The sequence below is a fragment of the Pseudomonas sp. NPDC089407 genome, assembly GCF_044900445.1.
Taxonomy (GTDB): Bacteria; Pseudomonadota; Gammaproteobacteria; order Pseudomonadales; family Pseudomonadaceae; genus Aquipseudomonas.
On the sequence record NZ_JBJDNB010000012.1, the window covers coordinates 81,803 to 105,507 of the forward strand.

At 63.1% G+C, this 23,705-nt stretch carries 20 protein-coding genes; 6 read left to right on the forward strand and 14 right to left on the reverse strand.

From position 1 onward, the window contains the following. Window positions 1–13: 13 nt before the first annotated feature. The 3 genes from glf to ACI2KG_RS11790 all read right to left on the reverse strand — a co-directional run bounded on the left by glf (window position 14) and on the right by ACI2KG_RS11790 (window position 2,832). Window positions 14–1,186 (reverse strand): UDP-galactopyranose mutase, encoded by a 1,173-nt coding sequence (gene glf, locus ACI2KG_RS11780; RefSeq protein ID WP_404662018.1) that lies wholly within the window; start codon window positions 1,184–1,186, stop codon window positions 14–16. Beyond that, complete coding sequence (locus ACI2KG_RS11785; protein WP_404662019.1) at window positions 1,174–2,352, reverse strand: glycosyltransferase family 1 protein; 1,179 nt, start codon at window positions 2,350–2,352, stop codon at window positions 1,174–1,176. The genes glf and ACI2KG_RS11785 overlap by 13 nt, the downstream gene beginning before the upstream one ends. A gap of 171 nt (window positions 2,353–2,523) precedes the next feature. Further along, complete coding sequence (locus tag ACI2KG_RS11790) at window positions 2,524–2,832, reverse strand: ArsR/SmtB family transcription factor (protein WP_404662020.1); 309 nt, start codon at window positions 2,830–2,832, stop codon at window positions 2,524–2,526. A 75-nt stretch (window positions 2,833–2,907) separates the two neighbouring features. On the opposite strand from ACI2KG_RS11790, the gene xenA reads away from it, so the two are divergent. Then, complete coding sequence (xenA, locus tag ACI2KG_RS11795; RefSeq protein ID WP_400613433.1) at window positions 2,908–3,999, forward strand: xenobiotic reductase XenA; 1,092 nt, start codon at window positions 2,908–2,910, stop codon at window positions 3,997–3,999. Window positions 4,000–4,132: 133 nt separating this feature from the next. On the opposite strand, the gene ACI2KG_RS11800 is transcribed toward xenA, so the two are convergent. The 5 genes from ACI2KG_RS11800 to ACI2KG_RS11820 all read right to left on the reverse strand — a co-directional run bounded on the left by ACI2KG_RS11800 (window position 4,133) and on the right by ACI2KG_RS11820 (window position 10,705). Continuing rightward, complete coding sequence (locus ACI2KG_RS11800) at window positions 4,133–5,380, reverse strand: NAD(P)/FAD-dependent oxidoreductase (protein WP_404662021.1); 1,248 nt, start codon at window positions 5,378–5,380, stop codon at window positions 4,133–4,135. 2 nt (window positions 5,381–5,382) lie between these two features. Then, on the reverse strand, window positions 5,383–6,960 hold the full coding sequence (locus ACI2KG_RS11805) for an aldehyde dehydrogenase (NADP(+)) (RefSeq protein ID WP_404662022.1): 1,578 nt from the start codon (window positions 6,958–6,960) through the stop codon (window positions 5,383–5,385). 188 nt (window positions 6,961–7,148) lie between these two features. Beyond that, window positions 7,149–8,096 carry a dihydrodipicolinate synthase family protein gene (locus ACI2KG_RS11810; RefSeq protein WP_404662023.1) on the reverse strand — a complete coding sequence of 316 codons (948 nt, stop codon included), beginning with the start codon at window positions 8,094–8,096 and terminating at the stop codon, window positions 7,149–7,151. Window positions 8,097–8,141: 45 nt separating this feature from the next. Then, window positions 8,142–9,068 (reverse strand): 4-hydroxyproline epimerase, encoded by a 927-nt coding sequence (locus ACI2KG_RS11815; protein WP_404662024.1) that lies wholly within the window; start codon window positions 9,066–9,068, stop codon window positions 8,142–8,144. Window positions 9,069–9,091: 23 nt separating this feature from the next. Then, the gene (locus ACI2KG_RS11820; RefSeq protein ID WP_404662025.1) at window positions 9,092–10,705 is read right to left on the reverse strand and encodes an APC family permease; all 1,614 of its coding nucleotides are present in this window, start codon (window positions 10,703–10,705) and stop codon (window positions 9,092–9,094) included. Window positions 10,706–11,083: 378 nt separating this feature from the next. Here ACI2KG_RS11820 and ACI2KG_RS11825 point away from each other — a divergent pair, with 378 nt between their 5' ends. Further along, the gene (locus ACI2KG_RS11825) at window positions 11,084–11,857 is read left to right on the forward strand and encodes a helix-turn-helix domain-containing protein (protein ID WP_404662026.1); all 774 of its coding nucleotides are present in this window, start codon (window positions 11,084–11,086) and stop codon (window positions 11,855–11,857) included. Here the strand turns inward: ACI2KG_RS11825 and ACI2KG_RS11830 are convergent. Beyond that, window positions 11,820–12,710 carry a DUF6216 family protein gene (locus ACI2KG_RS11830; RefSeq protein WP_404662027.1) on the reverse strand — a complete coding sequence of 297 codons (891 nt, stop codon included), beginning with the start codon at window positions 12,708–12,710 and terminating at the stop codon, window positions 11,820–11,822. The genes ACI2KG_RS11825 and ACI2KG_RS11830 overlap by 38 nt on opposite strands. Window positions 12,711–12,862: 152 nt before the next feature. Next, entirely contained in the window at window positions 12,863–13,750 is an 888-nt protein-coding gene (locus tag ACI2KG_RS11835) for a LysR family transcriptional regulator (protein WP_400613450.1), read from the reverse strand. 277 nt (window positions 13,751–14,027) lie between these two features. On the opposite strand from ACI2KG_RS11835, the gene moaB reads away from it, so the two are divergent. Continuing rightward, a complete protein-coding gene (gene moaB / locus ACI2KG_RS11840) occupies window positions 14,028–14,567 on the forward strand; it encodes a molybdenum cofactor biosynthesis protein B (protein WP_404662028.1) in 540 nt (179 codons plus the stop codon). A 131-nt stretch (window positions 14,568–14,698) separates the two neighbouring features. Here the strand turns inward: moaB and ACI2KG_RS11845 are convergent, their stop codons facing one another. Together ACI2KG_RS11845 and moaA are read right to left on the reverse strand one after the other, a co-directional pair. Further along, window positions 14,699–15,595: a bestrophin family protein gene (locus tag ACI2KG_RS11845; protein WP_404662029.1), complete on the reverse strand. Its 897-nt coding sequence runs from the start codon at window positions 15,593–15,595 to the stop codon at window positions 14,699–14,701. A 20-nt stretch (window positions 15,596–15,615) separates the two neighbouring features. After that, window positions 15,616–16,620, reverse strand: coding sequence for a GTP 3',8-cyclase MoaA (gene moaA, locus ACI2KG_RS11850; RefSeq protein WP_404662030.1), 1,005 nt, complete (start codon window positions 16,618–16,620; stop codon window positions 15,616–15,618). Between the two features lie 544 nt (window positions 16,621–17,164). Here moaA and ACI2KG_RS11855 point away from each other — a divergent pair. Next, window positions 17,165–19,495 (forward strand): FdhF/YdeP family oxidoreductase, encoded by a 2,331-nt coding sequence (locus ACI2KG_RS11855; protein ID WP_404662031.1) that lies wholly within the window; start codon window positions 17,165–17,167, stop codon window positions 19,493–19,495. Window positions 19,496–19,696: 201 nt separating this feature from the next. On the opposite strand, the gene ACI2KG_RS11860 is transcribed toward ACI2KG_RS11855, so the two are convergent. Further along, window positions 19,697–20,158, reverse strand: a complete 462-nt coding sequence (locus ACI2KG_RS11860; RefSeq protein WP_400737074.1) for an Lrp/AsnC family transcriptional regulator — start codon at window positions 20,156–20,158, stop codon at window positions 19,697–19,699. Window positions 20,159–20,251: 93 nt separating this feature from the next. Between ACI2KG_RS11860 and ACI2KG_RS11865 the strand changes: the two genes are divergently transcribed. Next, a complete protein-coding gene (locus ACI2KG_RS11865; RefSeq protein WP_404662065.1) occupies window positions 20,252–21,433 on the forward strand; it encodes a trans-sulfuration enzyme family protein in 1,182 nt (393 codons plus the stop codon). 126 nt (window positions 21,434–21,559) lie between these two features. Here ACI2KG_RS11865 and ACI2KG_RS11870 read toward each other — a convergent pair whose 3' ends face one another. Then, a complete protein-coding gene (locus tag ACI2KG_RS11870; RefSeq protein WP_400613463.1) occupies window positions 21,560–21,796 on the reverse strand; it encodes a YdcH family protein in 237 nt (78 codons plus the stop codon). Between the two features lie 252 nt (window positions 21,797–22,048). Here ACI2KG_RS11870 and ACI2KG_RS11875 point away from each other — a divergent pair, with 252 nt between their 5' ends. Further along, window positions 22,049–23,686, forward strand: coding sequence for a phosphoethanolamine transferase (locus ACI2KG_RS11875; protein ID WP_404662032.1), 1,638 nt, complete (start codon window positions 22,049–22,051; stop codon window positions 23,684–23,686). Window positions 23,687–23,705 lie beyond the last annotated feature (19 nt).

The following is a 23,705-nucleotide window of genomic DNA, read 5'->3' on the forward strand; positions in this document are numbered from 1 at the left end:
GTATCCCAAGGGCTCAACCGGCCTCGCTGACATAGGCTTCGGCTTCGACCCCGGCTTCGCGGGCGATACGCTGGTACAACGCCAACGCCTGGCCGACAACCTGGTCCATGTTGTAATACTTGTAGGTGCCCAGCCGGCCGAGGAAGGTTACCCCCGGGGTCTGATCGGCCAAGGCCTTGTAGCGCCGGTACAGTTCGGTGTTTTCCGCGCGCGGTATTGGGTAATAGGGGTCACCCTCGGCGCAAGGGTATTCGTAACTGATGCTGGTGCGCGGGTGGGTCTGGCCCGTGAGGTGCTTGTACTCGGTGATGCGCGTATAAGGCACGTGCGGCGCCGGGTAGTTGACCACTGCCACCGGCTGAAAGCATTCGACATCGTGTGTTTCATGCACGAAGCGCAACGAGCGATAGGGCAGCTTGCCGTAGCAATGTTCAAAGTACTCATCGACCGGCCCGCAGTACACCAGCTGCCGGTAATGCACCAGATCCCGCACTTGCTTGAAATCGGAAGACAACAGCACGTCGATGCCAGCCTGCTCAAGCATGCGCTCGAACATCGCGGTATAGCCGTGCAACGGCATCATCTGGAAGCTGTCGGTGAAGTAGCGGTCGTCCCGGTTGGTGCGGGTGGGTATTCGGGAAGTGACCGATTTGTCGAGCTCCGAGGGGTCCAGGCCCCATTGTTTGCGGGTATAGCCACGGAAGAATTTCTCGTAAAGCTCGCGGCCGATCTGGTTGACCACCACATCTTCCGAGGTGCGCAGCGGTATCACCGGCTCGGCGCGCTGGGCGAGGAACCCGGCCGCCTGGGCCTCGTCCATGTCCAGCCCGTACAACGTGTTGAGGGTGGTCAGGTTGATCGGGATCGGCACCAGGTGTTCGTCCACCTGCGCCAGTACTCGGTGCTCGTAAGGGCGCCACTCGGTGAAGCGGGACAAGTAGTCGACGATGCGTTGGGCATTGGTGTGGAAGATGTGCGGGCCATAGCGATGCACAAGCACGCCAGCGGCGTCCAGGTGGTCGTAGGCGTTGCCGCCAATGTGCTCGCGGCGATCAATCAGCAGTACCCGCAGGCCGAGCCCGGCACACAGACGTTCGGCCAGTACGCTGCCGGCAAAACCGGCACCGACGACAAGGTAGTCATAAGCGGGTGCGGCGATGGCGTGGTCGAGGGTTATCGTTGGCATTCGATCAGCTCCCGCATGGCGCCGCAGGTTTTGTCCCACGACATGCCATCCAGGGCTTTGTCAGCGCGCCGGGCTATCTCGCCCGACTGAAAGCGCAGGTTCAGCGCGTCTTGCACCGCTTCGATGAATGCCTCGGGTGTGTCGGCGATACTGACCACGCCACTGTTTCCGTAGCCTTTGACCACATCGCGCACCGCGGTGGATACCACTGGGCAGCCCCCGGCCAGGTACTCCGGGGTTTTGGTCGGGCTGATATAGCGTGTTGATTCATTGTGGGCGAAGGGCATCAGTGCGACATCCCAGCCGGCCAGATACGCGGGTAGCGCTTCGTAGGGCCGGCTGCCCAGGTAATGGATATTGGCCAGGCGCGGCAGGCTGGCCTCGTCGATTTTCACCACCGGGCCGATCAGCACGATGTGCCAGTCAGGGCGTCGAACTGCCAGCTCGGCTACCAGCTGGATGTCAAAACGCTCGTCGATGACGCCAAAAAATCCCAGGCGCGGATGGGGGATTTCGGCTTGGTCGGGTGGGTCAGGCAGTGGCTGGCGGGCCTGGCCAAAGTGGCTGATGTCGACGCTGCTGGGCATGGCGTGAACGTTGGCATGGTGCTGGCGCTTGGCTTCCCACAACGAATGGCCGCCCGTGAACACCAGGTCGGCACGCTGTAACAGGCGTTGCTCCATGGCGAGCATGGCCGGCGGTGCGAAGCGAAAGGCCGAAAGCTCATCCATGCAGTCGTACACTACCACTTGGGCCTGCAGATGCTCGGTGAAAGGCAGGCTCATCGGCGTCCAGTACCACAGCAGCAACTCACCGACGTCGCCCAATGCCAACCAAGCGTCGATCAGTCGGCGCTGGGCATCGATCAGCTGTGCTTCATCCAGCCCCGGTGGCAGCACCGGAACCAGCACGCAGACGCCCTCGGCCACTGACTCCAAGCGTAAGCCTGGGCCCATTACGTCGTCGAATACCGGCTCTTCGAAAAACACCACGTCATAGTCGCGACCAAGACGCGACATCAGCTGTTGCGGGCGTTGGTAGACAAAACCCCAACGCAGATGTGACAAGCACAACAAGGTCGGGCGTGTTCGTGTGGCCTGGGTAATACCCGGCGCTGATTCGCCAACATAAGGTTGATCGAGCGGAATGAATTCGAGTTGGTTCATACGAGGTTCCCCTGCATAAGCACGGACGGACGCCGGCCCGGATGGCGGGCTTGAACGAAGGCGTCGCTGAACGGCTCGCGTGATGCCTTGTAGAATTTGGAGGCATCACCGGGGAAGGGTGTTCAAACAGGCTGGGTGCTACCCGATGAAGGGCATGCCCAACCTTGCGGCTCAGTGCTGGCGCAGGATACAGGCCAGCAGGCCGGGGAAGCGGCTGTCCAGCAGCTCGCTGCGCAGGGAATTCATGTGCGTGGTGCCTACATTGCGGGTTTGCACCAGGCCGGCATCGCGCAAAACCCGAAAATGATGCGACATGCTCGACTTCGGCCGACCGCCATCAAGTTCACCACACGTAGCCTCTGTCACCCCGGCCAGATGGCGGACGATGGCAAGGCGCACCGGGTCGCTCAGGGCGTACAGCACCCGTTCGAGAATCAGGTCTTCAGCAGTGGGATGTTTATAGGCTCGCATGGTCGACATGATACCGGGGCTTTCAATTGTTGTCATAGTTCGATTATGATCGAACTACCGTATCCTAGGCTCCTGGAGATTAGCATGACCGCACTGTTCGAACCCTACACCCTCAAGGACGTCACCCTGCGCAACCGCATCGCCATTCCGCCGATGTGCCAGTACATGGCCGAGGACGGCATGATCAACGACTGGCACCACGTGCACCTGGCCGGCCTGGCCCGTGGCGGTGCCGGCCTGCTGGTGGTTGAAGCCACGGCGGTGGCACCGGAAGGGCGTATCACCCCCGGCTGCGCCGGGATCTGGAGCGATGCCCATGCACAGGCCTTCGTGCCGGTGGTACAGGCAATCAAGGCCGCAGGTTCGGTGCCGGGCATCCAGATCGCCCACGCCGGGCGCAAGGCCAGCGCCAACCGCCCGTGGGAAGGTGACGACCACATTGCCGCCGATGACGCCCGCGGCTGGGAGACCATCGCCCCGTCTGCCATTGCCTTTGGCGCACACCTGCCGCAAGTGCCGCGCGAAATGACCCTGGACGACATCGCCCGGGTCAAGCAGGACTTCGTCGATGCTGCCCGCCGTGCGCGCGATGCCGGCTTCGAGTGGATCGAACTGCACTTTGCCCATGGCTATCTGGGCCAGAGCTTCTTCTCCGAGCATTCCAACAAGCGCACCGACGCCTACGGTGGCAGCTTCGACAACCGCAGCCGCTTCCTGCTGGAAACCTTGGCTGCCGTGCGTGAAGTGTGGCCAGAGAACCTGCCGTTGACCGCACGTTTTGGCGTGCTGGAATACGATGGCCGCGATGAGCAGACCCTGGAAGAGTCGATCGAGCTGGCGCGCCGCTTCAAGGCCGGTGGCCTTGACCTGCTGAGCGTGAGTGTCGGCTTTACCATTCCTGACACCCATATTCCATGGGGCCCGGCGTTCATGGGGCCGATTGCCGAGCGCGTGCGTCGTGAGGCCAAGCTGCCGGTGACTTCGGCGTGGGGTTTTGGTACGCCGCAACTGGCCGAAGCGGCGCTGCAGGCCAACCAGCTGGACCTGGTGTCCGTAGGCCGGGCGCATTTGGCTGACCCGCACTGGGCCTACTTTGCGGCCAAGGAACTGGGCGTGGAGAAAGCCTCCTGGACCTTGCCGGCGCCGTATGCGCACTGGCTTGAGCGTTATCGCTGAGTTCAGAAGGGGCCGCTATGCGGCCCATTCGCGGGACAAGCCCGCTCCCACAGGATTGTGTGGCCCTCAGGCCTGCGCTATACCTGTGGGAGCGGGCTTGTCCCGCGAATGGGCTGCGCAGCAGCCCCCAAACTCAAAACCGATCCAACCGGTAAGCCGACATCTCACCCCCACCCGCCCGCTCAGCCAACCGCCCCACCCATTCCGCGGTCACCGCCGCCTGGGTCAACCCAAGATGTTGATGCCCAAACGCCAACAGCACCCGCCCATCGCACACCCGGTCGATCACCGGCAACGAGTCCGGCAACGACGGCCGAAACCCCATCCACGGCGTCGCCCCCTCAACACTCAACGCTTGCCGGAACAAACCCTTGCTTAACCGATGCAACTGCCACGCCCGTTGCATGCTAGGCGGCGCGTCCAGCCCGGCGAACTCCACCGTGCCGGCCAGGCGCAAACCTTCGGCCATGGGCGTCATGATGAACTTGCGCTCCAGCGAGGTCACCGCAAACGGCAGACGCTGATGTTCGCCAGGCAGCATCAGGTGGTAGCCGCGTTCAGTGTCCAGTGGCACCTGCTTGCCGGTGAGTGCTCCGGTCAGTTTTGCCGAATGCGCACCACAGCAGACCAGCACCTGGCGCGCATTGAGCGTGCCGTGGTCGCTGGCCAGGCAAACCCCGCCGCTGTGCACCTGGCCACCCTCGACCTGCGCCTGGACAAAGCGCACGCCGCTGGCCTTGGCTGCTTCGAACAACTCGCACACCACCCGGTACGGGTCGATGAAGTGCCCGGTCTTGGGGAAGAACAGCCCGCCTAGCAATGACGGGCTCAGCTGCGGCGCTGCTTCGCGCACAGCATCCGCTGACCAGACGTCCACCGGTACCGCCTGCTGCTGCATACGCGCATGCAGTGCCTCCAGCGCCTGCCGCGATTCCGGCCGTTCGAACACCAGCAACGAGCCATCCTCCTGGAACAGCTCGCTACGCCCGATCGAGCCCAGCAGCCGTTGCCAGGCAGCCAGGCTGCCTTCGTTCAAGGCGCGGATACCTGCCACGCTGCGCTGGAACGGCGCCGGGCGCAGGTTGAGCAGCAAGCGGGTAAACCACGGCATGGCCTTGGGCAGGTATTTCCAGTCCAGGCGCAGTGGGCCCATGGGGTCGATCAGCATGCGTGGCAGGCGCTTGAGGATCGACAGGTCGGCAATCGGGAACACTTGTTCGGTGGCCAGGTGCCCGGCATTACCGAAGGACGCACCGTGGCCGGGCGCCTGCCGGTCGACCAGCATTACACGGCGGCCCTGGCGGGCCAGTTGCAGGGCACAGGCGACGCCGACGATGCCGGCGCCGATCACGGCGATATCGGTTTCAGCGGTTTCGACCATGTTCAGCCTTCCCGTTTACCGTCGAGCAGGCGCTGCAGTTGCAGCGGGTTGCCGTGTTGCAACGGCTGCGGCAGCAGGGCATCAGGGAAGTCCTGGTAGCACACCGGGCGCAGGAAGCGCAGGATCGCCGCCGTGCCCACCGAAGTGGTACGGGTATCTGAGGTGGCCGGGAACGGCCCGCCATGCACCATGGCATCGCAGACCTCGACGCCGGTCGGCCAGCCATTGACCAGAATGCGCCCGGCCTTGCGCTCCAGGGTGGGCAGCAGGGCGCGGGCGCTGTCGATGTCAGCGTCGTCCAGCTGCAAGGTGGCGGTCAACTGGCCTTCCAGGTGCTCGGCTACCTGGCGCACTTGTTCATCACTGGCGCAAGCCACAACCAGCGAGGCTGCGCCAAACACTTCAGCCTGCAAGGCCGGGTCGGCGAGGAAGGCTTCGGCCTGGGTCACGAACAGCTGCGCCTGGCACTGGTTGGGGCCTTGGCCGGGCTGGCCGCTGGCGGCGGACTGGGCATTGGCGTTGTTTGCCAGTGCAGCAACGCCGGCCTGGTACGCAGTGAAAATGCCCGGGGTCAGCATGGTTTGCGCGGCGGCCTGCTGCACATGGCCACGGGCTGCGCTGATGAAACGCTGCAGCGCCGTGCCTTGGCGGGCGATCACCAGGCCGGGGTTGGTGCAGAACTGGCCGGCGCCCTGGGTCAGCGAGGCGACGAAGCCTTGTGCCAATGTTTCGGCACGGGCCTGCAGGGCAGCGTCGAACAGGAATACCGGGTTGATCGAGCTCATTTCGGCATACACCGGGATGGGCTCCGGGCGCGCCTGGGCCGCCTGGCACAGCGCCACGCCACCGCTACGCGAACCAGTGAAGCCAACCGCCTTGATGCGCGGGTCGCTGACCAGCGCGATACCGACTTCACGGCCGGAACCGTACAGCAGCGAGAACACGCCGTCTGGCAAGCCGCACTGTTGCACCGCTTGTGCCACCGCCCGGCCGACCAGTTCGCTGGTGCCGGGGTGGGCGCTGTGGGCCTTGACCACCACCGGGCAGCCGGCGGCCAATGCCGACGCGGTGTCACCGCCGGCCACCGAGAAGGCCAGCGGGAAATTGCTGGCGCCGAACACGGCTACCGGCCCCAGGGCCACCTGGCGCTGGCGCAGGTCGGCGCGCGGCAGCGGCTGGCGCTCGGGCAGGGCGTTGTCAACGCGCACGTCCAGCCATTCGCCGGCGCGTACGACACGGGCGAAGGTGCGCAGCTGGGTGCAGGTGCGGCCACGTTCACCTTGGATACGCGCCGGGGGCAGCCCGGTTTCAGCCACGGCGCGGTCGATCAGGGCATCGCCGAGGGCTTCGATCTGCGCGGCGATGGTTTCGAGAAAGTGTGCCCGTTGTTCCAGCGAGGTTTCGCGGTAGGCGTCGAACGCCGCCCAGGCCAGGGCGCAGGCCTGGGCCACGTGTTCGCTGGTGCCGCCGAGGTAGGCCGGTTGCAGCGCCTGGCCGGTGGCCGGGTTGACAGCATGGATGGCCGAGCGGCTGCCGGTTACCGGGGTGTGGCCGATCAGCAGGTTGCCTGTCAGGGTCATGAAGCCTCCTTGGGTAATCAGAGTCAGGTATCAAGGGAGACCGCGTCCCCTGTAGGAGCGGCCTTGTGTCGCGATCGGGCTGCCCAGCAGCCCCAGCAATTTGTGCAACTGCGCTGAAAACCTGGGGCTGCTGCGCAGCCCGATCGCGACACAAGGCCGCTCCTACAAGGGAACGCGCAGGGCTTAAGTCAGGCCAGGTTCTGCTCAGCCGACCAACTGGCGTACCAGCTACGGAACAGCCCGTACTGCTGCTCGGCATAGTTGCGCTGGGCATCGGTCAGTGCGTCGGTCTCGTTGAAGTGCAGGCTGTACTCGGTATCACCGTTGAGCACCATCAGGTGCTTGTAGTACAGCACCAGGTCGCAGCCTTCATCGAACGACGACAACACCGCCAAAGCCGCTTCCAGCTCGCGCGCCAGGCGGCGGGGACGGGCGTCGCCCTTGGCGGCCTGCTTGCTCAGGCTCACCAGTTGCAGCACTTCGCGTGGCAGGGCGTTGCCGATGCCGGTGATGGCGCCGGTGGCGTTGCAGTTGACGAAGCCATGCACCACCTGGGTGTCGACGCCGACCATCAGGGTCACGTCATCGTCCTTTGAGGTGATGTGCTCGGCGGCGTAGCGCAGGTCGGCGCCACCGCCGAACTCCTTGAAGCCGATCAGGTTAGGGAACGCGCTGCGCAGTTCGAAGAACAGGTCGGCGCGGGTGGCAAAGCCGTAGTAGGGGCTGTTGTAGATCACCGCCGGCAGCTTCGGCGCGGCAGCGAGAATGGCCGAGAAGTGGTGCTTTTGGGCGATCAGCGAGGCGCCGCGGCTGAGCACGCGGGGGATGACCATCAGGCCGGCGGCGCCAACCTTGGCGGCGTGGGCGGCATGCGAAACGGCTTCACGGCTGTTCACCGCGCCCGTGCCGACGATGGTCGGGATGCCGGCGGCGACCAGGCGGGCCACGCCTTCCTGGCGCTCGGCCTCGGTCAGCAGCGGCCAGTCGCCCATCGAGCCGCAGTACACCACGGCGCTCATGCCGGCCTCGATCAGCTCGCGGCCCTTGCGCACCAGGGCGTCGAAGTCCGGCTTGCGCTCGGCGGTGCACGGGGTCATCAGGGCGGGCATGGTGCCGGTGAAGATGTTGTTGGTCATTGTTGTTACTCCTGGCGAAACTCGGTTGGGTAGAAAAGCCGGGGCTCAGATGCCCCAGGCGAACGGGTCCTGTTCGTCGATCAGCAAGGTGCTGTCGGCAGTCATGTAGGCGCGGCCGGTGATGAATGGGCGAATACGTTCGCCGTCGCGCTCGTAGCGGCCATGGAACTGGCTGCCGGTGATGCTGGCCTGCACCCAGGTCTGGCCTTCGGCGAGTTTGCCGTCGGCAGCCAGGCAGGCCAGCTTGGCGCTGGTGCCGGTGCCGCAGGGCGAGCGGTCGTACGCCTTGCCGGGGCACATCACGAAGTTGCGGCTGTCGGCGTTGGCGTCGTCGGCAAACAGCTCGACGTGGTCGATGGGGGCGCCGTTCTCGCCGGTGATGCCTTGTGCTTCGAGGGCCTTGAGCATGGCCCAGGTGTATTCGGTCAGTGTTTCGCGGTTATCCAGCTCGATACGCTGGCCGTGTTCGGCAACCAGGAAGAACCAGTTACCGCCCCAGGCAATGTCGCCGCGCACCACACCATGGCCGGGCACCTCTACTGCCACCTGCTGGCGGTAGCGGTAGGACGGCACGTTGCCGACGGTAATGGCGCCGTCTTCATGCAGGGTGGCGCTGACCTGGCCGACCGGGGTGTCGATCTTGTGCTCGCCCGCAGTGATCAGGCCCAAGTGCTGCAGCGAGGCAACCAGGCCGATGGTGCCGTGGCCGCACATGTTCAGGTAGCCGGCGTTGTTGAAGAAGATCACCCCGCAGGTGGCATCGGCCGACACGGGCGGGCAGTACAGCGCGCCGACCAGCACATCGTTGCCGCGCGGTTCCAGCAGGCAGGCGCGGCGCCACGGGTCGTGCAGCTCGCGCAGCTCGTCACGCAGCTCGGCCATGCTGCGCCCGTGCAGTTGCGGGAAGCCCTTCATCACCAGGCGGGTAGGTTCGCCGCCAGTGTGGGAATCGATGACGTGAATCTGTTTCATGGGCGTGTCCCTTGGGTAAAAGATCAGGAAGCGACGGCGGCAGGGCGGCCGGTATAGGTTTCAGCAGAGGCTTCGCTTTCGTCCTCGCCTTCCAGGCGCACCAAGTGGGCAGGCACACCGGTGGCGGCACCCCAGTAGTAGATACCCAGGGCACAAACAGCCACCGCTACGGTGTCGAGCGGGTGGCCGAGTACCCCCAGGCCGCCGAAGCTGCCCAGCCACGACAGCAGGATGGTCACCGCGTAGAAGCCGATCAGCCATGCCGACGAGCGCACTTGCTGGGCCAGCGACAGGTGCTGGGTCGGCACGAAGCGGCCGCACAGCAGGTACAGCACGAACATCACGATCTGCAGGGCCAGCAGCCACGACACGGTGTTCCAGCCCGACCAGTACACGATCAGCGCGGCGATAATGAACGACAGCGGGCCGAGCACGCCCATGCCCTTGACCCGGAACGGGCGCGGCATGTCGGGGGCGTTGCGGCGCAGGGCGGCAACAGTGACCGGGGCCACGGCGTAGCTCAGTACCAGGGCGGCGGAGACCACGTTGATCAGCGCTTCCCACGACGGGAAGGGCAGGGTCCAGAACACCGACAGGCCGAAGGTGAGCCACAGCGCCGGGCGCGGGATGCCGGACTCGGCGTCGATGCGGGTGAAGTACTTGAAGAAGGTGCCAGTCTGCGCCCAGCCATAAACAACGCGCGGGGTGGCGTTCATGTAGATGTTGCCGCAGCCGCTGGGTGAGATCACTGCATCGGCCACCACCAGGTAGGCCAGCCAGCCCACACCCAGGGCCAGGGCGATGTCACGGTAGGGCAGGGCCAGTTCCTTGGTCACGCTGGCCCAGCCGTTGGCGAGCATTTCGGTCGGCACGCTGCCGAGGAAGGCCAGTTGCAGCAGGGCATAGATGGCGGTGGACAGCAGCACCGACAGGATCAGCGCAATCGGGATGGTGCGCTGCGGGTTCTTCACCTCGCTGGCCACCGAAATGATCGGCGTCAGGCCCAGGTAGGCGAAGATGATGCCACCGGCCGACACGGCCATTTCCACGCCAGACAAGCCGAACGGGGCAAAGCCCTGGACGGTGAAGTTTGCTGGTTTGAAGAAGGTGAACAGTACGCCGATCACCAGCAGCGGCACGATGAACTTGAACACGCTGACCAGGTTGTTGGCCTTGGCGAAGGTTTTCACGCTGCGGTAGTTGAGGAAGAAGAACAGCCCGAGCAAGGCGAACTGCACCAGCCAGCCAAGCACGGTCGGGTCGCTGGAGCCGGTCTTGGTCAGCCCGGGAAACCAGGCGGCGGCGTATTGGCGCGAGGCGACCACTTCGATGGCGATCAGGCTGGAAAAGGCGATCAGGGTGATGAAACCCATCAGGTAGCCAAGCAACGGGCCGTGCGAGTACACCGGGTAGCGCACCACGCCACCGGCCCGGGGCAGGGCAGCGCCCAGTTCGCAGTAGACGATGCCCAGCAGCAGGACGGCGAAGCCGCCAAGGAACCAGGAGAGGATACCTGCCGGGCCGGCGATGGCCGAGACGTGGCTGGCGGCGAACAACCAGCCAGAGCCGAAAATGGCCCCCAGGCCGATGAAGGTGAGGTCCAGCAGTGATAACTGTTTCTTGAATTTGCCTGACATGGGTTCGCCTTTTTGTTGGTTATTGGATAGGCAGGTCTGATGTCACGAGATGCGGCTTTTTGGGCCGCGCTCTTGTAGGACTTGGGCGGCTTGCGTGGGGCATAGAGTGGACCGATCAGGGCGACGGTTCTTGATGGTTTTCTGCAGGGGGGATGACGAAATCGGCACAGTTGCTGAAAAACAGTGGCAGGCAGGAAGGGTGGGGAATAGGCTGTAAGCCCTACCCCGTAAGGGTTGCAGATAGGTAATCGCAGGGCCGGCCTCTTCGCGGGTAAACCCGCTCCTACAAGGACCTCACTGCCCTCTGCACCTGCGCGCTCCTTTGTAGGAGCGGGTTCACCCGCGAAAGGGCCGGCCCAGTCAGCAGAGAACCGACAGATGACCGAAAATCCCCTGGCAACCCTCTACCAATCCCTCGACCAGCACCGCCCCGCCACCCTCGAGGCCCTGCTGGCGGGTGTGGCGCTGCTGCTGCCGATCCTCGACGCCATCCCCAATGCCGCGATCTTCATCAAGGACCCGGCCGCCCGCTACGTGCTGGCCAACAACACCCTGGTCCAGCGCTGCGGCCTCAAGCGCCTGCAACCGCTGCTGGGCAAGACCAGCGCCGAAGTATTCCCGGCGCAGCTGGGCCCCGGTTACACCGAACAGGACCGTCGCGTGCTCAAGGAAGGGTTGGTACTCGAAGACCAGCTGGAGTTGCACCTGTACGGCAGCCGCGAGCCCGGCTGGTGCCTGACCCACAAGCGCCCGCTGTACAACCCGCTGGGCGAAATCATCGGCCTGGTCGGCATCTCGGTCGACCTGCAGTCAGCCGCCGACAGCCACCCCGCCTACCAGCGCCTGGCAGCGGTGGACGAACACATCCGCCAGCATTTCCACCAGCCGATCAGCATGGGCGAGCTGACCCGCATCGCCGGTATTTCCGTGGCCCAGCTGGAGCGTTACTGCAAGCGGGTGTTCCACCTCACGCCGCGGCAGATGATTCACAAGGCTCGCCTGGAGCACGCCCACCGCCTGCTGCATTCGGAACTGCCGATCACCGAAGTGGCAATGTGCTGTGGCTACACCGACCACAGCGCCTTCAGCCGCCAGTTCAAGCAACTGACCGGCTTTACACCGAGGCAGTATCGGCAGGCGACGGCACTGTAGGCGCTGGGGCTGCGGTGGCGTTCGCTTGCCAGCGGTTGTAAAGGTTTTGCGCGCGTTGCATACGCGCCAGCTTCAGCACGGCCAGCACCAGACCGGCCATGAGGAGTGCGGACAAGCCTGCCAACAGCCCGCGCTGGCCTTTCACCCCCTTTTCAACCTGAGCCGCGTAATCGGGAGCCATGAAGACCGAACAAATGGTGTCGAGCTTCTCCTCCGGCATGTACCGGGTGAATGACGCCAGCGTTTCGGAGGACCGGCATTGGTCCAGCGTCAGCTTTTCATCGGGAAACCACATTTGGAACTTGATGTCTTGTTGCGACACGTAGAAAGCAGGTGCTTCAGGGTCATTTTTAAGCCAGACCATCAAGTAATCCGACTGGTTTGCCATCGGCAAAGGCGCCATCAGCACGCTGAGAACGGCCACTAGAGCAATGAGCCACCTGAAGCGCCCCTGGGAGAACCGTGCCGTAGCAAACTGCGGGGTGTTGAAATCGCTCCAGTCAATGTAGGCACGATTGCGACTCACGTCGCCGGGCGCAAGGCCGTTGTCGACGATCCAGCGATGGGCCAGGCTGGCCTCGTGAAGGTTGTTGGCGGGAATATTGAATTCGTAGCGGAAGAACTCGATTTCCCTCAGTTCCTTGCGCAGCCTGTTCAACTGCGAGTGCTGGTCGAATTCAGTGGTGCCACCAAAAATCCGCCAGATGAGGTCTCTAAGAAAATACAACGAACCGGCCCGCCGGTAGATAAAGCACAGCAGCAGGCCCAGCAGTATGGGCCCGACGATGCCGGCCAGGGGCGCCAGGTTTTCTACGCTCCAGAACGATGAGGCCAGATTGGTTGAAGTGCTCATGTCAGCTCCGTTAACGATGTAAGCAGGCCTGCTATACACGCCGCAGGCCCACAGGTCCGATGAAGTGACGATGATAGAGGCGGTTAATCTGACCTGTCGTTAGCGAAGTTTCTGAGTCGGTTGTGGGAAATTTCTTAGTTGCTGCAGCGCGCTCAGGAACTGGCGAACAATACGCGCGCTTCGGCAAAACACTGCTCGGCAATCGCCGAACGCGGCTCGCTGCGGCGCAGCAGCAGGCCGACCTGGCTGTGGATGGCGGCGTCGGCCACCGGCACGATGCGCAGGTGCTCGCTGAGGTCTTCCAGGCCACAGTCCAGCGGCATGATCGCGCAGCACATGCCGGTGTTGATGGCCTGGATCAGCTGGAAGCTCGAGTCGCTTTCCAGTACCGAATTGGGCTCCAGGCCACGGCTGCGGAAGCTCAGGTCCAGCGACTGGCGGTAGTGCATGCCCTTGCTCAGCAGCCCCAGCGGAATGTCGCTCAGCTCGTCCCAGCGCAGGCTGTCGCTGGCAAACTGGAAGTGCCGGGTGTCATGCAGCAGGCCCATGGTGGTGGTGCCCAGTTCGATCACTTCGAAGAAGCTGGTGTTGACTTGGTCCAGGTAGCAGATGCCCAGGTCGAGCTGGTTGCGGCTGAGCCCGTCGATGACCTGTTCCGAACTCAGCGAACTGAGCTGGAAGTGCAGTTCGGGGTATTTTTCCCGCAGCGGCAACAACAGGTGCATGGGGTTGAAGCTGGCCAGCGGTACCGTGCCCAGGCGCAGGCTGCCGACCACCTGGCCGCGGCAGCTGGCGGCCTCGGCTTGAAGGCCGTCATGGGCGGCGAGCAGGGTGCGTGCCCAGGCCAGAATGCGCTCGCCGGCTTCGGTAAAACCCTCGAAGCGCTGGCCACGCTTGACCAGCACCAGGTCCAGTTCATCTTCCAGGTTGCGCAGGCGCATGGACAGCGTCGGCTGGGTGATGTGGCACAGCGCCGCCGCCTGGCCGAAATGGCGGGTCTGGTCGAGTGCGATGAGGAACTTGAGCTGCTTGATATCCATGGAAATGCCTGGCGTGCTTGATGTGTCGACCTTAACCAAGTCTGCGGTAACTGGCCATTGTTTGATGCCGCCTGTCAGGGCCCTCGCCGGCAAGCCAGCTCCCACAGGGATATCACAGCCCTCAAGGCCTGCGCCGTACCTGTGGGAGCTGGCTTGCCGGCGATAGGGCCGGTACAGGCAGCGATAGACCTTGTCGATGGAACAGTTCGCCATATCGATTGGACGCTTGCAGCTCATGCCTCTAGCGTGGCGACAATGCCATTCAAGGAGCTTCAACGTGCGCGTCCAACCTGATGCGGTCTTCGTACCGCTGAACATCGCCGTGCTGACTGTCAGCGACACCCGCATTTATGACAACGATACCTCCGGTGAACTGCTGGCCAGCCGTTCGGTAGAGGTCGGCCACCGCCTGGTGGCGCGGGCGCTGCTCAAGGACGACCTGTACAAGATCCGCGCCCAGGTGGCCACCTGGATTGCCGATGACCAGGTGCAGGTGGTGCTGATCACGGGTGGTACCGGCTTTACCGGGCGTGACAGCACGCCAGAGGCGGTGGAGTGCCTGCTGGAGAAGCGCGTCGATGGCTTTGGCGAACTGTTCCGGGCGTTGTCGATTCTGGATATCGGCACCTCGACCGTGCAGAGCCGGGCGCTGGCCGGGTTGTCCAACCGTACGCTGGTGTGCTGCCTGCCGGGGTCTACCGGGGCTTGCCGTACGGCGTGGGAAGGGATCCTGGCGGAGCAACTGGACGCCCGGCACCGGCCTTGCAACTTCGTCAAGCACCTGTTGCCGATCGAGGCCTGTGCGAGCCGCGGTTGAGGGTTTTCCTGTGCTGGCCCTTTCGCGGGTGAACCCGCTCCTACAACGACCCTACTGGTTTCAAGCCCTGCGCTGCACCTTGTAGGAGCGGGTTCACCCGCGAAGAGGCCAGCACAGGCAACAACAATCTGTCAGCTCAACACATACCCCACCGGCAACAAAGCCGGTGGCAGCTGCTGTTCCCCCAGCCCCGCCAGCACATCCCGCTCCACCGTCCGCACCATGGCATCGGTCGGCAGATCATTCTCATCCCGCCCAAACGGGTCTTCCAGCTCATTGCCAATCGCATCCAGGCCGAAGAACGTATAACCCACGATGGTAGTGAACAACGGCGCCAGCCAGCCCAGCGGCTCGGCCAGGGCGAACGGCAGCAGAATGCAGAAGATATAGATGGTGCGGTGCAGCAACAGCGTATAGGGGAACGGCAGCGGTGTGCCCTTGATCCGCTCGCAGGTCGCCTGCACTTCGGTCAGGCCCACCAGCCGTTGCTCCAGCAGGCTGTAACGCCAATCGCTGATGTGTTGCTGCGCAGCCAGTTGCGAACAGTGCGCGCCGATCTCTTGCAAGATGCCATCACAGACATTGTGCGCGCTGATCTTGTCTTTCGCCAGCCAAGGCTTGGCCGCGCGCATTTCACATTCATTGCGCAAACGCGCATTCAGCGCATGGGCAAACCCGCACAGGCTGCGCAGCAACTCGGCACGCAGTTTTTCATCGGTGATCACCACGCTTTCACGCACGAACGAGCGGGTTTCGATAATCAGCTTGCCCCAGGCCTTGCGCCCTTCCCACCAACGGTCATAACAGGCGTTGTTGCGAAAGCTCATGAAGATCGACAGCGACAGGCCCAGCAAGGTGAATGGCGTGGCGCTGACCGGGTAGAAAAACGCCGGAAAATGCCGCTCGGCCAGCACGATCAGCGCGGCCAGCAGGGTGACCATCAGGCAGCGCAAGGCGATGCGTTTGACGATTGACCCTTTGAGGGTGAACAGCACGCGCAGCACATCGGGGGTGGGGTGGACGATCATGGAAATCCAGAGACAGCCGTTCAGCCGCCGGTCATGTTCATGAAGCGCAGGATCTGCACGTCGCCACCCACTTCGAAGTGGTGGCGGTAGGGCTTGAGGTGCAGCGAGTCGCGGATGGCCTTTTCCAGGCGTTCAGGGTTGCCCGGGTGGGCGCGCAGCACGTGCTTCAGGTCTACCGAATGCTCATTACCTAGGCACAGCAGCAGGCGGCCCTCGACGGTCAGGCGCACGCGGTTGCAGGTGGCGCAGAAGTTGTGGCTGTGCGGCGAAATGAAGCCGACCCGGGTGTTGGCCGCTTCGGCCAGGCGCCAGTAACGGGCCGGGCCTTGGGACGATTCGGTCGACTCGATCAGGGTGAATTGCCCGGCCAGCAGCTCGCGCACTTCATCGCTGGAGCAGAACGACTCGCCACGTTCGTGCTCGCTGATCACCCCCAAGGGCATTTCTTCAATGAAGGTGATGTCCAGTTCACGGTCGATGGCAAAGCGCACCAGGTCGACCAGTTCGTGGTCGTTGCGGCCCTTGAGCACCACGCAATTGAGCTTGGTGCGCTTGAAGCCGGCCCGGCGAGCCGCGTCGATGCCGGCAATGACCTGATGCAGGTCGCCGGTGCGGGTCAGTTGCTTGAACCGCTCGGGGTTCAGGCTGTCGAGGCTGATGTTCAGGCGGGTAACGCCTGCGTCGAACAGCGGCTGGGCCAGGCGCCCGAGTTGCGAGCCGTTGCTGGTCATGCACAGTTCGCGCAGGCCGGGCAGGGCGGCGATGCGCCCGCACAGCTCGACGATGCCCTGGCGCACCAGCGGCTCGCCACCGGTCAGGCGGATCTTGCGGGTGCCGAGGGCAACAAAGCGTTCGGCCACCTGGAACAGTTCTTCGAGGCTGAGGATTTGCTGGCGCGGCAGGAACTGCATGTCTTCGGCCATGCAGTACACGCAGCGGAAGTCGCAGCGGTCTGTGACCGACATCCGCAGGTAGTCGATTTTCCGGTTGAAGCCGTCTATCAGGGCCCGGCTGTTCTGTTCCACGTTCGCGCTCGAATGGGTAGGGACACAACTCCAAGCTATAACCTGGCCGCAGGGCCGTCAAATTGCTTTGCCCGACTGTTTGATTGGTGGGCTCTATCACTTGGCACAGCATCTTCAGCGCCGGTGAGATCGAGCGCCGCCCGCGCGGCGCTTCGCGGGACAAGCCCGCTCCCACATCTGTTTCGGGCCAGTTTTTCCTGTGCCAGGTGGGTTGCAGCTTTGGTGCATGGCTGGAAATCGATGAGGTGCAGTGGCGTACCGTTCGATATCGAATGGAACAAACAGGGCGGACAGAGGTGACCTTACAGAAGTGACTGGCCCGAAACAGATGTGGGAGCGGGCTTGTCCCGCGAAGCGCCGCGCGGGCGGCGCTCGATCTCACAGGCGCTGAAGATCCTGTGGCAAGCACCTGGCAGCCCCAACACATCTCCAGAAAATATCGATGATCGAAACCGCCTATCACCCCGTAAGATCTTTCGATTGGACGCCCCCGCCCCACGCTCCATACGCTGAATAAAAGCATCGAAGCGTGAGGATTCATCGCATGAGCCAGGACGAACACATCAGGGACTACAAAGGCGCCGCCGCCGGCTGGGGCGCGCTGAAAAGCGTGACCAAGAGCTGGCTGGGTAGCGAGAACGCCTTCAAGAACCTGCGGGCCATGCTCAAGACCAACCAGAACGGCGGCTTCGACTGCCCCGGGTGCGCCTGGGGCGAATCGCCGGAAAGCGACATGGTCAAGTTCTGCGAAAACGGCGCCAAGGCCGTCAACTGGGAGGCCACCGGCCGCTCGGTGGACCCGGCGTTCTTCGCCAAATACAGCGTCAGCGCGCTGAAAGACCAGACCGACTATTGGCTCGAATACCAGGGCCGCCTCACGCACCCGATGCGCTACGATGCGGCCACCGACCACTATGTGGAAACCACCTGGCAAGAGGCCTTCGAGCTGGTTGCCAAGCACCTGCGTGCGCTGCAGTCGCCGGACGAGGCCGAGTTCTACACCTCGGGCCGGGCCAGCAACGAAGCGGCGTTCCTTTACCAGCTGTTCGTACGCGCCTATGGCACCAACAACTTTCCTGACTGCTCGAACATGTGCCACGAAGCCAGCGGCGTGGGCATGGCGGAAACCCTCGGGGTGGGCAAGGGTACCGTGGTATTCCACGACCTGGAGCTGGCCGACGCAATTTTCGTCATCGGCCAGAACCCGGGCACCAATCACCCGCGCATGCTCGAACCGCTGCGCGAGGCGGTCAAGCGCGGTGCCCAGGTAGTGTGCTTCAATCCGCTGAAAGAGCGTGGCCTGGAGCGCTTTCAGCACCCCCAGCACCCGTTCGAGATGCTCAGCAACGGCTCCGAGCCGACCTCCAGCGCCTATTTCCGCCCGGCTTTGGGTGGCGACATGGCGGCCATGCGTGGCATTGCCAAGTTCCTGTTGCAGTGGGAGCGTGAGGCCCAGGCCAAGGGCGAGCCCGCGGTGTTCGACCATGCCTTCATCGCCGAGCATACCAGTGGCGTCGATGACTACCTGGCGGCGGTGGACGCTACCCCCTGGGAGCATATCGTCAAGCAATCGGGCCTGACCCTGGCCGAGATCGAGCTCGCTGCACGCATGTACCGCAAGGCCGAGCGGGTCATCATGTGCTGGGCCATGGGCGTTACCCAGCACCGCCATTCGGTGCCGACCGTGCAGGAAATCGTCAACCTGCAACTGCTGCGTGGCAACGTCGGCAAGCCAGGCGCCGGCTTGTCGCCCGTGCGTGGCCACAGCAACGTGCAGGGCGACCGCACCATGGGCATCGACGAGAAACCCAAGGCGGCGTTGCTCGATGCCATCGAAAAACGCTTCCAGTTCCGTGTGCCGCGGGCCCACGGCCATAACGCGGTGCTGGCGATCAAGGCCATGGAAGAAGGGCGGGCCAAGGTGTTCGTCGCCCTGGGCGGCAACTTCGCCCAGGCCACCCCGGACACTCCGCGCACCCATGCGGCGCTGCAGAACTGCGCGCTGACCGTGCAGACTTCCACCAAGCTCAACCGCTCGCACCTGGTCACCGGCCGCGATGCGCTGATTTTGCCGTGCCTGGGCCGTACCGAAATCGACCTGCAGACCGAGGGGCCGCAAGGTGTGACCGTGGAAGACACCTTCAGCATGGTGCACCTCTCCAACGGCCAGTTGCGCCCACGCTCGCCACACATGCGTTCGGAGCCGTGGATCATCGCCGGCATGGCCAAGGCCACGCTGGGTAACCAGCCGATCGACTGGGAATATGCGGTGGCCGATTACAACCGTATTCGCGACATGATCGCTGACGTCATCCCTGGGTTTACCGATTTCAATGAACGCCTGAATAGCCCGGGCGGCTTCCACCTGGGCAACAACGCGGCCGACCGCAACTTCCGCACGGCCACGGGCAAGGCCCGCTTCATGCCCCATGCGCTGCCCGAGGCGTTGATCAATGCCAAGGTGCTGGCCCGTGGCGACAAGCCCGACCTGATCCTGCAGACGCTGCGTTCGCACGATCAGTACAACACCACGTTGTATGGCCTGGACGACCGCTACCGCGGGGTGTTCGGCCTGCGTGAGGTGGTGTTCGTCAACGAGGCCGACATTCGTCGCCTGGGCTTCGAGCCGGGCGAGCAGGTGGACCTGGTGTCGCTGTGGGAGGATGGTGTGGAGCGGCGGGTGTCGGGGTTCCGCCTGGTGGCGTATGACGTGCCGCAAGGGCAGGCAGCGGCGTATTACCCAGAGACCAACCCGCTGGTGCCGCTGGAGAGTTATGGCGAGGGCACCTATACCCCCACCTCGAAGTTTGTGGCGATCAAGGTGGAGAAGGCCAAGGCCGGGAACCGGATTGCGGCGGTGTTGGCTTCGGATTGATGGGTTGCCTTTAAGGGCCCTATCGCCGGCAAGCCAGCTCCCACAGGTCCTCCACAAGACTGAAGATCTGTGCAGTACCAGTGGGAGCCAGCTTGCTGAAAACCATAGAGCCTCCCACAGGTATGTCACAGGTTCTGAAAATTGTGCGATCCCTGTGGGAGCTGGCTTGCCGGCGATAGGGCCGGTGCTGTAATACAAAAATCAGGAACGGTTCACCGGATAGGCCGTGGTGTACTTCATCTGCTCCATGGCAAAACTGGAGGTGATATTGGAAAGCCCATCGGTACTGGTAATCAGCTTTTTGTAAAACCGGTCATACGCCGCAATATCGCCCACCACCACCCGCAGCATGTAGTCCCAGTCCCCCGACATGCGGTAGAACTCCATCACTTCCTCGAACCCGGTCACGGTCGCGGCAAACTGCTCAAGCCAGGCGCTGTCGTGGCGCTGGGTCTTGAGCTGGACGAACACGGTAAGCCCCAAACCGAGCTTTTCCGGGTCGAGCAGGGCGACACGGCCGACAATGTAGCCGTCCTCTTCCAGGCGCTTGACCCGCTTCCAGCACGGCGTGGTCGACAGGTTGACGGCCTCGGCCAGGTCCTTCAGCGAAATCGAGGCATCGCGCTGAAGCAGGGTAAGAATGTGCTGGTCGAAACTGTCCATATCGCGCGCGGGCCGTGCCGGAAAAATATTTCACAGGTTACCCCAAGGCCAGACGATTTGGCTTGTGCCATAGTGGCTGCTTTCATTCTGCCAATGGGCCTGACCATGTCCGACAAGCCGCGTAATTTCGCCACCCGTACCATCCACGCCGGCGAGCAGTTCAGCGTTGCCGACAACGCCATCTTCCCGGCCATCGTCACCGCCAGCTCGTTTACCAAGCGCAGCCTGGACGACAAGCCGGAGTACTCCTATAGCCGCGTCGGCAACCCCACCCGGCATGCCTACGAAACCTGTGTCGCCGCGCTGGAAGAAGGCGTGGGTGCCGTGGCCTGCGCCTCGGGGGTGAATGCCACCGCCACGGTGCTGGAGCTGCTGCCCAAGGACGCCCATGTGGTGGTCATGAACGGCGTGTATGGCGGCACCTTCCGCATCATGGAAGACTACCGCAGCCGCACCTCGGGCCTGACCACCACCTATGTCGACCTCAACGACCTCGACGCCGTGGCTGCCGCAATCAAGCCGCAAACCCAGCTGATCTGGATCGAGTCGCCGACCAACCCGCTGCTGCACCTGGTCGACATCAAGGCCGTGTGCGACCTGGCCAAGGCGCGCGGCATTCTCACCTGCATCGACAACACTTTCTGCTCGCCATGGAACCAGCGCCCGATCACCCTGGGCGTTGACCTGGTGATGCACTCGGCCAGCAAGTACATCGGCGGCCATTCCGACCTCACCGGTGGCGTGGTGGTGGCGGCCAATGATGCGCTGCTGGCGCGCCTGCGCCGCATCAGCATGGCGATTGGTGCGGTACAGGGGCCGTTCGACTGCTACCTGGCCCTGCGCGGCCTGAAGACCCTGGATGTACGTATGGAGCGCCAGTGCAGCAACGCCCTGCAGGTAGCACGCTTCCTCGAAGGCCACGCGCAGGTCGAGCACGTGTATTACCCGGGGCTGGAAAGCCACCCGCAACATGAGCTGTGCAAACGCCAGATGCGCAGTGGCGGGGCGGTGGTGGCGATGAAGGTGAAAGGCGACCGCGCCGCGCTCAACCGCCTGGTGGAGGCGCTGCAGATCTTTGTGCTGGCCGACTCGCTGGGCGGGGTGGAAAGCATGATCAACCACTCCTGGAGCATGTCGCACTGCTCGTTGAGCCCGGAGCAGAAGGGCGTGATGGGAATCAGCGAGAACCTGCTGCGGTTGTCGGTGGGGATCGAGGATTACCGCGACCTGGTCGAGGACCTGGATGGGGCGTTGCAGGCTTTGATTGCGGTGTAAGGGCTACTGGCCCTATCGCCGGCAAGCCAGCTCCCACAGGTACACCACAGGTTCGAAATAATGTGGGGTCCCTGTGGGAGCTGGCTTGCCGGCGATAGGGCCGGTGAATTCAAAGAAGATGTTCAGTCAGGATTTGGGCGGATGAATGATCCGTTCGATCTTGTCCTTGATCAGCAACCGCTCCTTGCGCAGGCGGTTGACGGCCTCGTCGTTGGTGCCGTTGCCTTCGGCGGCGACCACCTCCTTGTCCTTGGCGTTGTATTCCTTGTGCAGCGAATGCAGCGCCTGGTCCTTGTCCATGAGCGCCTGGAAATTTTCAGCGGTAACGTGCAGGTCAGCGAGCAGATCATGCGGAACTGGCATTTCTTCACCTCTGTCAGGGTTGTCGGTAAGGTCCTGACCACTGAGGATAGCCGCCTTTACGCAAGCGGGGGATGGCGGCTTGGCTGAACGGCAGCTGAAACAAATGCCGATAAACGCCAAAACGCGCATGCTCACGAAATTGTTACCGACTTTTTCACAAAAAATTGATGACGCACTTTCTAGAGTTCGCCCAACTTTCCCACGGTGCCACCCGGCCTGGGGGTTGATAATTACTCTTGATTGCGAACGCTGATGCTCAACTTCAAATCCCTGCGGACTGAATGGGTCACGCTGCTGGCCAGCCTTTACCTGCTGATCGGCTTCAACATGTTCCTCTGGGAGCACCTGCAAGAGGTTGTGCCCCCCGGCCTGTCGGGGCTGTGGCTGAGCCTGGCGTTTGCCGTGCTGATGCTGTTCGCCTTCAATCTGGTCCTCACGTTGTTTGCCTTCCGCTATGTATTGAAACCGTTGCTCATTATATTGTTCATGAGTGGCGCGGGCGTGGCTTACTTCATGAACCAGTACGGCGTACTTATTGATGCCGGCATGTTCCGCAATATGGCCGAGACCAATGTTGCGGAAGTGCTTGACTTGATGTCGTTCAAGTTTGCCGCTTATATCCTGCTACTGGGTGTACTGCCTTCGGTGCTGCTGTGGAAGGCGCAGATTGTCTATCGCCGCTGGCACCGCGAGTTGCTGGGCAAACTGGTGGTCAGTGGCGCCTGCGTGGTGGCCCTTGGCTCGGTGGCACTGGTCAACTATCAAGGGCTGTCGTCGCTGTTCCGCAATCACCACGAACTGCGCCTGATGCTCACCCCGAGCAATATCGTCGGCGCCTCCATTGGTTATGTCAGTGAACGGGTCGGTACGGCATCGCGCCCGTTCCAGCCTTACGGCGAAGATGCCAAGCGCGATGCCGCCTGGCAAAAACATGAGCGCAAGTCGCTGACCGTGCTGGTGGTGGGTGAAAGTGCCCGGGCAGACCACTTTGGTGTGCTGGGCTATGACCGCGATACCACACCGAACCTGGCCAAGGAACAGGGCCTGCTGGCGTTCTCCAACGTGCACTCGTGCGGGACTGAAACTGCCGTCTCGGTGCCGTGCATGTTCTCCGGCATGAAGCGCAAGGACTACGACGCCCGGGTGGCGAAAAACCGTGAAGGGTTGCTGGACATACTCCAGCGTGCCGGCCTGGCGGTGCAGTGGCGCGACAACCAGTCGGGCTGCAAGGGCACCTGCGACCGCGTGCAGTTCATCGATGTCAGCAACCTCAAGGACCCGCAGCTGTGCGCCAATGGCGAATGCCATGACCAGATCCTGTTGCAAGGCCTGGACGAACTGATCGACAACCTCGACAAGGACACTGTGCTGGTGCTGCACCAGATGGGCAGCCACGGCCCCGAGTACGTCAAGCGCTACCCCAATGGCGGCGAGCGGTTTACCCCGGTGTGCCAGAGCAATGCACTGAACCAGTGCAGCGAAGCAGAGATCATCAACGGCTACGACAACACCCTGGCCTATACCGACAACGTGCTGGCTTCGCTGATCGACACCTTGCGCAGCAAGCAGGACAAGGTCGACACGGCGATGATCTACCTGTCCGACCATGGCGAGTCGCTGGGTGAGTACAACCTGTTCCTGCACGGCACGCCTTACGCCATCGCCCCCGAGCAACAGAAGCACGTACCGCTGCTGACCTGGTTCTCCGACAGCTACAAGGAGGACTTCGGCGTCGATACCGACTGCCTGGCCAAGCTCAGCGATGCCCCGCTGTCGCAGGACAACCTGTTCCACTCGATGCTCGGCCTGTTGCAGGTGCACACCGAGGTCTACCAGCAGTCGCTGGACATGTTCGCCAGTTGCCGGCCCTGGCTGGCGGCCAAGCGCTGATGCAGCACAAAATACCTAA

Coding starts and splice junctions, on each gene's coding strand:
- glf (WP_404662018.1), bottom strand. CDS start 1,186: ATGCCAACGATAACCCTCGACCACGCCATCGCCGCACCCGCTTATGAC.
- ACI2KG_RS11785 (WP_404662019.1), bottom strand. CDS start 2,352: ATGAACCAACTCGAATTCATTCCGCTCGATCAACCTTATGTTGGCGAA.
- ACI2KG_RS11790 (WP_404662020.1), bottom strand. CDS start 2,832: ATGTCGACCATGCGAGCCTATAAACATCCCACTGCTGAAGACCTGATT.
- xenA (WP_400613433.1), top strand. CDS start 2,908: ATGACCGCACTGTTCGAACCCTACACCCTCAAGGACGTCACCCTGCGC.
- ACI2KG_RS11800 (WP_404662021.1), bottom strand. CDS start 5,380: ATGGTCGAAACCGCTGAAACCGATATCGCCGTGATCGGCGCCGGCATC.
- ACI2KG_RS11805 (WP_404662022.1), bottom strand. CDS start 6,960: ATGACCCTGACAGGCAACCTGCTGATCGGCCACACCCCGGTAACCGGC.
- ACI2KG_RS11810 (WP_404662023.1), bottom strand. CDS start 8,096: ATGACCAACAACATCTTCACCGGCACCATGCCCGCCCTGATGACCCCG.
- ACI2KG_RS11815 (WP_404662024.1), bottom strand. CDS start 9,068: ATGAAACAGATTCACGTCATCGATTCCCACACTGGCGGCGAACCTACC.
- ACI2KG_RS11820 (WP_404662025.1), bottom strand. CDS start 10,705: ATGTCAGGCAAATTCAAGAAACAGTTATCACTGCTGGACCTCACCTTC.
- ACI2KG_RS11825 (WP_404662026.1), top strand. CDS start 11,084: ATGACCGAAAATCCCCTGGCAACCCTCTACCAATCCCTCGACCAGCAC.
- ACI2KG_RS11830 (WP_404662027.1), bottom strand. CDS start 12,710: ATGAGCACTTCAACCAATCTGGCCTCATCGTTCTGGAGCGTAGAAAAC.
- ACI2KG_RS11835 (WP_400613450.1), bottom strand. CDS start 13,750: ATGGATATCAAGCAGCTCAAGTTCCTCATCGCACTCGACCAGACCCGC.
- ACI2KG_RS11845 (WP_404662029.1), bottom strand. CDS start 15,595: ATGATCGTCCACCCCACCCCCGATGTGCTGCGCGTGCTGTTCACCCTC.
- ACI2KG_RS11855 (WP_404662031.1), top strand. CDS start 17,165: ATGAGCCAGGACGAACACATCAGGGACTACAAAGGCGCCGCCGCCGGC.
- ACI2KG_RS11860 (WP_400737074.1), bottom strand. CDS start 20,158: ATGGACAGTTTCGACCAGCACATTCTTACCCTGCTTCAGCGCGATGCC.
- ACI2KG_RS11865 (WP_404662065.1), top strand. CDS start 20,252: ATGGGCCTGACCATGTCCGACAAGCCGCGTAATTTCGCCACCCGTACC.
- ACI2KG_RS11870 (WP_400613463.1), bottom strand. CDS start 21,796: ATGCCAGTTCCGCATGATCTGCTCGCTGACCTGCACGTTACCGCTGAA.
- ACI2KG_RS11875 (WP_404662032.1), top strand. CDS start 22,049: ATGCTCAACTTCAAATCCCTGCGGACTGAATGGGTCACGCTGCTGGCC.